General features: G+C 26.5%; 10 protein-coding genes. 8 read left to right on the top strand and 2 right to left on the bottom strand.

Annotation, left to right across the window (positions count from 1 at the left end; translation table 11 throughout):
* Positions 1 to 131: 131 nt before the first annotated feature.
* The 5 genes from GBG18_RS05490 (at position 132) to GBG18_RS05470 (ending at position 3,176) form a co-directional block, all read left to right on the top strand.
* Positions 132 to 848 carry an OmpA family protein gene (locus GBG18_RS05490; protein WP_152189130.1) on the top strand — a complete coding sequence of 239 codons (717 nt, stop codon included), beginning with the start codon at positions 132 to 134 and terminating at the stop codon, positions 846 to 848.
* Between the two features lie 69 nt (positions 849 to 917).
* Positions 918 to 1,925 (top strand): SAM-dependent methyltransferase, encoded by a 1,008-nt coding sequence (locus GBG18_RS05485; RefSeq protein ID WP_193311079.1) that lies wholly within the window; start codon positions 918 to 920, stop codon positions 1,923 to 1,925.
* Positions 1,926 to 1,955: 30 nt separating this feature from the next.
* Entirely contained in the window at positions 1,956 to 2,621 is a 666-nt protein-coding gene (locus GBG18_RS05480) for a response regulator transcription factor (protein ID WP_152189129.1), read from the top strand.
* Between the two features lie 9 nt (positions 2,622 to 2,630).
* Positions 2,631 to 2,831: a sulfur carrier protein ThiS gene (thiS, locus tag GBG18_RS05475; RefSeq protein ID WP_152189127.1), complete on the top strand. Its 201-nt coding sequence runs from the start codon at positions 2,631 to 2,633 to the stop codon at positions 2,829 to 2,831.
* Positions 2,832 to 2,843: 12 nt separating this feature from the next.
* Positions 2,844 to 3,176: a YraN family protein gene (locus GBG18_RS05470; RefSeq protein ID WP_152189125.1), complete on the top strand. Its 333-nt coding sequence runs from the start codon at positions 2,844 to 2,846 to the stop codon at positions 3,174 to 3,176.
* A gap of 6 nt (positions 3,177 to 3,182) precedes the next feature.
* Here GBG18_RS05470 and GBG18_RS05465 read toward each other — a convergent pair whose 3' ends face one another.
* Together GBG18_RS05465 and GBG18_RS05460 are read right to left on the bottom strand one after the other, a co-directional pair.
* Complete coding sequence (locus GBG18_RS05465) at positions 3,183 to 4,367, bottom strand: YbfB/YjiJ family MFS transporter (RefSeq protein ID WP_152189123.1); 1,185 nt, start codon at positions 4,365 to 4,367, stop codon at positions 3,183 to 3,185.
* Positions 4,360 to 5,196, bottom strand: a complete 837-nt coding sequence (locus GBG18_RS05460) for an AraC family transcriptional regulator (protein WP_152189121.1) — start codon at positions 5,194 to 5,196, stop codon at positions 4,360 to 4,362. The genes GBG18_RS05465 and GBG18_RS05460 overlap by 8 nt, the downstream gene beginning before the upstream one ends.
* Positions 5,197 to 5,438: 242 nt before the next feature.
* Here GBG18_RS05460 and GBG18_RS05455 point away from each other — a divergent pair, with 242 nt between their 5' ends.
* Genes GBG18_RS05455 through GBG18_RS05445 form a run of 3 tightly spaced genes read left to right on the top strand, consistent with a single transcriptional unit; the run spans position 5,439 to position 7,493 of the window.
* Entirely contained in the window at positions 5,439 to 6,533 is a 1,095-nt protein-coding gene (locus tag GBG18_RS05455) for an aminotransferase class I/II-fold pyridoxal phosphate-dependent enzyme (RefSeq protein WP_152189120.1), read from the top strand.
* Positions 6,530 to 7,180, top strand: coding sequence for a carbonic anhydrase (locus GBG18_RS05450; RefSeq protein ID WP_152189118.1), 651 nt, complete (start codon positions 6,530 to 6,532; stop codon positions 7,178 to 7,180). The genes GBG18_RS05455 and GBG18_RS05450 overlap by 4 nt, the downstream gene beginning before the upstream one ends.
* The gene (locus GBG18_RS05445) at positions 7,173 to 7,493 is read left to right on the top strand and encodes a hypothetical protein (RefSeq protein ID WP_152189116.1); all 321 of its coding nucleotides are present in this window, start codon (positions 7,173 to 7,175) and stop codon (positions 7,491 to 7,493) included. The genes GBG18_RS05450 and GBG18_RS05445 overlap by 8 nt, the downstream gene beginning before the upstream one ends.
* Positions 7,494 to 7,500 lie beyond the last annotated feature (7 nt).

Below are 7,500 nucleotides of genomic sequence, written 5' to 3'. Positions count from 1 at the left end.
AAATCCTTAATTTAATTATAATAAGTATAACACAAGTTTATTACATATTAATTACCAAATTATATAACAATTATTTCACAATAAGGTAATAATATGTTAAAATAATTAAATAAAATACTAAGGGACATAAAATGAAAATAAAATTAATGATATCTTCTGTAATAGCTGCTGCGATGATTAGTGGATGTGCAACAGGAACTGGAAATCAAACTATTGATGATAATCAAAAAGCAATAATTGGTACTACATTAGGAGCCTTAGCTGGTATTGCTCTTGGGAATAATATTGGTGGTGGAAGTAAAAGTAGAAATAAAGTTGTTGGTGCTGTTGTTGGTGCTGCAATTGGTGGAGCAGTTGGTTATAGTTTAGATAAGCAAGCAAAAGAAGTTGCTGATAGTTTAAATACAAATGTTAATAATAATCCAAATGCAGTCTTAGATCCAAATCAAGATTTAATTGTTTCAAATACTGATAATTACGTAAAAATCATGTTTAGAGATGCTATGATGTTTGAAACAAACTCTGCAACTCCAACTATGAGTGCTAGTTCAAAAATATCAAAAGTTACATCTGTATTAGAAAAATATCCAAATACTTTAGTTCAAGTAACAGGTCATACAGATAGTAGAGGTTCTCACTCTTATAATAAAACACTATCAGATAAAAGAGCTTCAAATGTTGGAAATATAATTTATAATTCAGGAGTACAAAATCAAATTTTCTCAAAAGGATGTTCTTTTGATAAACCAGTAGCACCTAATGATTCTGCTTCTAATATGGGATTAAATAGAAGAGTGGAAGTATATCTTTACCCAAATGCTGAATCTGTAATAGATACTTGTAAATAAAAAGAGCAATCTTTTTATTTACACCCCATGCTTTATATTTAGAGCATAAAAATTTCGATACAATTAGCAATGATTAAATTTAGTGAATATTTTAATGACTGGTTATATGGAAATGATGGCTATTATGCAACTTACAAAGAGATAGGGAAAGATGGTGATTTTTACACATCTGTTTCAACCTCACCTTTTTTTGGTGGAGCAATTGCAAAAAAGATTATAAAATCTATTGAAGATGGCTTTTTACCTTCTAATACTACAATTCTTGAAATTGGTGCACATCATGGTTACTTACTTGCTGATGTAATTCAATTTATCTACACACTAAAACCAAAACTTCTAGAAACATTAAACTTTTCAATAGTTGAAAGGTTTCCAAATTTACAAAAAAAACAAGAAGAGTATATTAAAGAATCTTTTGGTGATATTATAAATTTAAAGCATTATAATGATTTGCAAGATGTAAAGCTTGAAAATGCCTTTGTTCTAGCAAATGAAATATTTGATGCCTTTTCTTGTGAATTAGTTTATACAAATGATAAAGATATTTTACAGCAAGCTTTTGTAGAAAATCACAAAATAAAATTTCATGACTGCATTGATGAAAAAATCATAAAACATTGTCAGAAATATCAAATTACAAAAGGTGAAGTTGGCTTATCTTATGAAGAGTTTGTAAATACACTTTGCAAAAATATAACTAGTTTTGAATTTTTAACTTTTGATTATGGAGATAGATATCCAAGAAATGATTTTTCTGCAAGAATTTATGAAAAACATGCCGTCTATCCAATATTTGAAGAAGACTTAGATTTAGAAAAGTTATATAAGAAATCTGATATTACTTATGATGTACATTTTAATCATTTAAGTGATTGTTTTAAAAATAATGATATTCAAGATGTAATTTTTAATACTCAACTAAAAGCTTTAGTTGAGTTTGGAATTATTGAATTACTTGAAATTTTAAAAGCAAATGTTGATGAATCAACATATTTAAGACAAACTCAAAATGTTAAAACTCTATTAGAGCCAACTGGAATGGGTGATAGATTTAAAGTAATAAATGTAAGAAAATGATATACTCGCATATATATAAATGGAGACGAAATGAAAATCTTATTACTTGAAGATGATGTAATGCTAAACAGAGCGATTATACAATATTTACAAACTACAAATCATTCAGTAAGAACTACAAGAGATGGAACAAATTGTCTAAGAATTATAGAAGAAGAAGATTTTGAATTATTAATACTTGATATTAATGTGCCTGATATTAATGGCTTTGAGGTATTAGAAGCACTTCATGCAAAAAATATACTTATTCCAACAATTTTTATTTCAGCACTTATAGATATAGAAGAGATATCAAGGGCCTTTGAACTTGGATGTTATGATTATTTAAAAAAACCTTTCCATTTAAAAGAGTTAACTTTACGAATAAATAAAATATCACAGTCACAAATAGTTCCAAAACAGAATAAACAACTATCAGATTCCTATAGTTTCAACACAAATACTTTAACTCTTTTGTATAATAATGTTGCACATACTCTACCTAAAAGACAAATTCAGATTATTCAACTTCTAGCAAGACATAAGAATTCTGCTGTAAATTATGATATGTTTAGAGAGTTTGTCTGGCAAGATGATGATATTGATAATGCTACAATTAGAGCAGAAGTAAATAGATTAAAAAAAGTTATAAAAGAAGACTTTATTACAAATATTAGAGGTCTTGGATATATGATTGAGTATATAAAAAAAGAATAAAGGTGATAAATGGAAATAACAATTAATGGTGAAGATAAAAGTTTTAATGATAATTTTTCACTACAAGAAATAATAGTAGAATTAAAAATTGAAGATAAAGTAATGGCAGCAGCTGTTAATATGGAAATAGTTAAAAAAGACAATTGGAAAGATTTTATTCCAAAAGATAATGACAAGATTGAACTTCTTCAATTTGTTGGTGGCGGTTGAAAATATACTTTTATGAGTAGACAAAAAGGCGATGAAGCAGAAAAAAAAGCTATATCTTTTTTAGAAGATTTAGATTATAAAATAATCGAACAAAATTTTTATGCTAAAAAACTAGGTGAAATAGATATTATTGCTACAAAGAATAATATCTATCACTTTTGTGAAGTTAAATCAGCAAATGATTATGAAGTTGCTGTAAACAATATAACACCCTCAAAATTATCAAAAATCAAAAGAAGCACAGAGTATTACTTACAAATTAAAAAACTAGATGTTGCATACTGTATTGATGTAATAATTGTAGTTGATAATCAAATTGAACTACTTGAAAATATCACTCTTTAAAATACTTTATGAAACATAACTTTTAAATTTTTTAGCACCTAAAAGCATAATAACTCCACTAAATACAATAATAGCTGTAACATATAAAGCATAATCATAATTACCAGTCCACTCAGTTAAACTTACTGCATATAAAGGAGCTGTAACTTGCCCTATTCCATAAGCAGTTGTTAATGCTCCCATTAACATAACTGGGTTTTTACCTGATAATCTACCACCTAAGTTCATAAATAAAGCAACTAAACCTGTAAATGTTCCCCCATATAAAATTCCACATAATAAATTTAAATATATATTACTAGTCATTGTTGGAATTAAAATACCCACAATTTGAATAGACATTGCAATTATAATTATATTTACACTTCCATATTTATGTGCTAGTTTCATCCAAATAATAGCAGCAGGAATTCCTGCAAGTCCAACTAATAACCATGACAATCCAGCAACATGCTCTAAGCCAGGAAGCGATTTTAAAATAGTAGGAAGAAATGTTCCTTGAATAACAAAACCAACACCTTCAGTAAAATATGCTGCAATTAAAATTACAACAAAAGGAGAAAATAGTGCTTTATTAAAAGGATGTTTTTCATTATTTCCAGTAATTTGCTTGTCAAATGATAAAATATATAAAGGATAAAAAGCTACTAATGCACCACTTAAAGTTAAAACTATCCATGATGTTTGCCATGATGAGATATATAAAACATATCTACTTATTACATCAGATAAGGCAAGAGCTATTCCAATACCAGAAAAATATATTCCCATAGCTTTAGTTTTATCTTCAAAATCTAATTTTGTCATTACTATTGCAGCTCCTACAACCAAAGCCATAGCTGCACCAAAGCCTGCAATAATTCGTCCAAGTAACCATAAAACTTCATTTGTAGTAATTCCCATAATAATTGTTGTTAAAATACATAAAACAATACCTAATCTAAAGTATTTTACTTTAGTATTAATATCTTTTATGAAAATTGCAAAAATTGAACCTGATAAATATCCTGCATAATTTAGTGATGCTAAAACACCTGAGAAAGTTAAAGATAAAGAGTTATCATCTAACATTGAAGGTAATAGTGAAGTATAAGAAAATCTTGCAACTCCTACACCTATAAATAAACCTATAATTCCTGCTAATAAAATATTAAAGTTTTTATTTTTATCTAATAAATTTAAACTATTCAATTTTTTCCCTTTGTATACTTTTTAAAATATCATTTTGATATGCTTTTGGAGTCATTGCAAAAACTTTTTTAAAAACATTTGTTAAATGACTTTGATCATAAAATCCTACTTCAACCGCAGCTAGGGAAATATCAACACCCTCACTTATTAGTTTTTTTGCTCTATGAACTCTTTTATTTACTATATATGCATTTGCTGATAATCCAAAATCTTGATTGCAAACTCTAATAATATGAAAAGCACTTACATTTAACTCTTTTGAAATAGAAGTTAATGTTAATTTTGAAGAGATATTCTTTTCAATATATTGCTTAAAATCTTTTGCAATTTTTGTTTGCTCTTTTATTTTTAAAAACTTATTTTCATCTATTGATAAATTAAAAATTGCTTTTAAAAAATCTAATAATTTCATCTCTTTTTCAATAACTTCATTATCTTTATATAAAAAATCAAATACTACAAAAAAATCTTTATTTATATTTAAATTCTTTATTATATTTGGCATTGAAACTATATCTTCACTCTCAAATATCTGATTTTGTAAGGCCTTGTACCAATCTCTATTTATGTAAATCACATAATAATCTTGATTCTGCTCGTCTGATATAGAATAATGAACTTCATTAGGATTTATAACAACAATTTTATCTTTTTTAAGAATAATTTCTTTCTCATTTATGATAAATTTTGCACTACCTTCTTTTAATCCAAGTAGACATATCATATTATGGTAATGCTTTTGAGGACATTCAAAAAATGTTGTACTATATTTTAATTCTAAGTAAGGTAATTCATTTATCTTAAAGATTCTATTGTTATTTTCTGTCATTTGAGTATCTTACAAAATAAAGTATTAAAAGTCTTGGAAAATATTGCTATTAGGATTATAAAAGGTGAAAGAAAAGTTGTTAGTAAACTTCCACCTTTTTTGTTTTGGGTTGTATATAAAATTAGTAAAGAAAGTATAACAACAATTAGTAGCATTAAACTAGCATCATTGTTACAAACAATTTATTCAAGTTTTATTTAGCAATTTTTAGTTAATATAATTAAACACTTACGGAGAACTTTTTGTATTCAAAAGAACTATCATCTATTAAAAAATCAAACCGTTTTAGAACTCGAGAAATATTTAATAAAAATATAATTGACTTAGCTTCAAATGACTATTTAGGATTATCTGTCAATAAAAACATTTTTCAAAAAGCTTATGAAAGAGTACTTCAAGAACAGTATACAAGTCCAAAAGCATCTATGCTTGTAAATGGATATAATCAAATACATAAAGATTTTGAAGATACTTTATGTAAAGTTAATAACTTTGAAGCAGGCGTTGCAGTTGGTTCTGGTTTTCTTGCAAACATAGCTATGATTGAAGCTTTATGTAGAAAAAATGACACTTTATTTATTGATGAAGAGTATCATGCAAGTGGAATACTTAGCACTAAACTTTTAAAACCTGAACAAGTTATTGTCTTTAAGCATAATGATTATAAAGATTTAGAAGAAAAGATTTTATCTAATACAAGAAGTGGTAGAAAAGTTATTGCTATTGAGGGTGTTTACTCTATGGGTGGGGATGTTGCGCCAAAAGAATTTTTTGATGTATCATCTAAATATGAAGCTATTTTATTAGTTGATGAAGCTCATAGTTCTGGAGTTATTGGAGATAATTTATTAGGTCTTTTTGATTATTATAAAATAAAACCAAATAAATATCATGTAAAAATGGGAACTCTTGGAAAAGCCTATGGTTCTTATGGAGCTTATATCTTAGCTTCAAAAGAAATCATTGATTTTTTAGTAAATAGAGCTAAGCCTATTATCTATTCAACTGCACCATCATTATTTGATATTGCACTTGGATTAGAATCATTAAAATATATAATTGAAAATAAAAAAGACTTAAAAGAAAAGATAAATAAGAATTTAACTATTATACATAATATTTTAAATATCAAATCAAAAAGTTTAATTATTCCTATTGATATAGGAGATAATAAAAAAGTAAAAGAAATACAAGCAGTTTTACAAGATAAAAATTACTTAGTTGGAGCCATTAGACAGCCGACTGTTAAAAGTGCAATTATTAGACTTATTGCTAAAATAGATATAAATGAAGATGATTTAATAAAAGTATGTAAAATTCTAAAGGAATTAAAATGATAATAAATGATTTAATAAAAGGTAACCAAAAATTTAGAGAAGTTTCTTTCCCTAAATTTCAAGGAAATGTACAAGACTTAGTAGAAAATGGTCAAAAGCCAGAAATTCTTTTTGTAGGTTGTAGTGATAGTAGAATTACACCTGATTTGATGCTTGATACAAAACCTGGAGATATGTTTATTTTAAGAAATGTAGGAAACTTTGTACCTCCATATAGTCCTGATGATGATTTCCATGGTAGTTCTGCTGCTATTGAATATGCAGTATCTGTATTAGGCGTAAAACATATCATTATTTGTGGACATTCACATTGTGGTGCTTGTAAAAGTTTATATCAAGATATTGGAGATTCACCTGATTTAATCCATGTTAAAAAATGGTTAGAACTAGGGAAAAGAGCAAAAGAGTATACACTTCTAGCTATTCAAGATAAAAGTGATAAAGAAAAACTATATAGAGCAACTGAAAGAATTTCAGTAGTTCACCAAATGGAAAACTTACTTACATTCCCAGATGTTGAAAGAAAGATTAAAGATGGAAGTTTACAAATTCATGGTTGGTATTATAGAATTGAAGATGGAACATTAGAGTCTTACGATGGTGAGAAATGTTCATTCTTACCACTTGTGGAAAATGATAATGAGTAATAGTGAGATAAGAAGATTACCAAGAAGAACTATTGTTATTATAACAGTATTAATTCTTGCAGGTATTGCTGTATTTACAATTTTAAAAACACTAAAGCAAGATAAGATGACTGAAATTTTAGCAACTTTGGGACATGGTAATATTAATCAAATTGAAGTAATTAATAAATTAAGTGTTGAAGATAAAGAAACAAGATATAAAAGTAAAGTATATAAAGTTAGATTTTATGATAATGACATAAATAAAACATGTATAGGTTTTATTCATATGGGTAGATATAATAAAAATACTAAAGACTTTGACTGTAAATAGGAATAAA

This window comes from Poseidonibacter ostreae, from assembly GCF_009208075.1.
GTDB classification, from domain to species: domain Bacteria; phylum Campylobacterota; class Campylobacteria; order Campylobacterales; family Arcobacteraceae; genus Poseidonibacter; species Poseidonibacter ostreae.
This window is presented reverse-complemented; position numbering and strand designations above follow the sequence as displayed.